The following is a 1,850-nucleotide window of genomic DNA, read 5'->3' as shown; positions in this document are numbered from 1 at the left end:
CGGGGGCGGGCCGGCTCGACCGCCTGGCCGCGGGGGTCGCCGACGGTGTCCGGGCGGCCCGCGAAGTAGTTGTGCTTCGGGATGGGGCGGGTGACGCCGACCGGTTCGGTCGCCTGGAACGCGTCGTTGCCGACGAACTCGGTCGGGACCTGTCCGGTCAGCGCCAACATCGCGTCCGAGTCCATGTCGGCGTCGGCGATGCCGGTGACGAGGTTCGTCGCGCCCGGGCCGGAGGTGGCCATACAGAGGCCCGGCTCGCCGGCGACGACGCCGTACGCGTCCGCGGCGTGGGCGGCGCCCTGCTCGTGGGCCATCGTCACGTGCCGGATCGAGGAGTCGTATAAGGCGTCGTAGACTGGCATGATCGCGCCGCCCTGAACGCCGAAGGCGGTCTTCGCGCCCGCGGCCTCGAGGGCGGCGACGACCGACTCGGCGCCCGTCGAGACGGGCCCGGCGGACGCCTCCTCGTCCGGGTCGGTGGGTTCGTCGGTCGCGGCCGCGTCGGCCGGGGCCTCGTCCGACTCGTCCGCGTCGGATCGCGGCTGTGCTGCTGTGTCGCTCATTGTCGTGGTGGTGTGCGGTGTGGCATCTGGCGGGTTGTCGTGTCGGTCGCTGCGAACGCGGGACGGGCGGGCTCGCGGTTCCGGTTTCGGGAGCGGATCTCCCCGCGGAAAGGGCCCGGCCGCCGGCGTTCGGCGGTGCGTCGCGTCGGTGAGGAAGGGGTAGTGTAGGGGGTTATACCCCTACAATGATCGGCGCGACGGCTCCGGGAGCGCTCGCGGGCTCCGCGGCCGTGGTGCGCCGTCGCATCTCGCTCTGAGCAACGCGGCCGGGGTATAAATTCCTGTCGGGAGTCCGGAACCGGACGGCGTTCGGACCGTTCCCGGGACCGCCCTCGCGGTGGCTCGGAGGGCGCTCCGGTCGGCGAGGAGGCCATCAGACCCGGACCTCCTCCTCGCGCGTGACGTCCGCCTCCTCGGCGAACCGCTCGACGTCGCCCGCGGTCACCTGCCGCTTGCCGGAGCCGTACTCCTTGACCCGCTTGGTGATCGACCGGACCTCGGAGTCCGTCGGGTCGAAGCCGGCCTCCACCAGGTGCTTGCGCACGCTGTGGGTTCCGGTGTGTTTGCCCAGCACGAACTCGCGCTCGGCGCCCACCATCTCGGGCGTCATCACGCCGGTCTCGAACGTGTCGGCGTTCTCGATGACGCCCGCGGCGTGGATGCCCGACTCGTGGGCGAACGCGTTCCGCCCGGTGACGGGCTTGTTCGCGGGCACCGGGATGTCCGAGGCCTCCTCGACGATCCGGGCCAGCTTGGTTATCTGGGTCGTGTCGATGCCGGTGTCGACGCCGTACACCGACTCGACGGCCATGACGACCTCCTCGTAGGCGGCGTTGCCGGCGCGCTCGCCGATCCCGTTGACCGACACCTGCGCCTGCTCCGCGCCGTTCTCGAAACCGGTGACCGCGTTGGCCGCGGCCATGCCGAAGTCGTCGTGGGTGTGGACGTCGACGCGGGCGTCGGTCGCCTCCACGACGGCGTTGACCGTCTCCCCGAAGCTGGTCGGCATCCCGACGCCGCAGGTGTCGGGGATGTTGATCCAGTCGGTGCCGGCCTCGGAGACGGCCTCGACGATGTCGATCAGGTAGTCCGGGTCCGTCCGGGTGGCGTCCATCGGCGAGAACATACACTCGACGCCGGCGTCTTTCACCTGCTCGACGGCGTCGACCGCGCGCCCCTTCGCCTCCTCGCGGGTCGCGTGCATCGAGTCCTCCAGCTGAACGTCGCTGGTGGAGACGAACACGTGGACCATCTCGACGCCGGAGTCGATGGCGGCGTCGATGTCGC

General features: G+C 71.2%; 2 protein-coding genes. Both read right to left on the bottom strand.

What is annotated here, in order from left to right:
- Positions 1 to 563, bottom strand: a 563-nt coding sequence (locus tag B9G38_RS16845; protein ID WP_255375990.1) for a thiamine pyrophosphate-binding protein, incomplete at its 3' end; no start/stop codon positions are given.
- A gap of 373 nt (positions 564 to 936) precedes the next feature.
- Positions 937 to 1,850: LeuA family protein (locus B9G38_RS16840; RefSeq protein WP_086221133.1), on the bottom strand; the 914-nt coding region annotated here is incomplete at its 5' end.

This window comes from Halorubrum sp. SD612, from assembly GCF_002135005.1.
The sequence above is the reverse complement of the archived record's forward strand: the minus strand, read 5'-3'. Positions and strand labels throughout refer to the sequence as shown.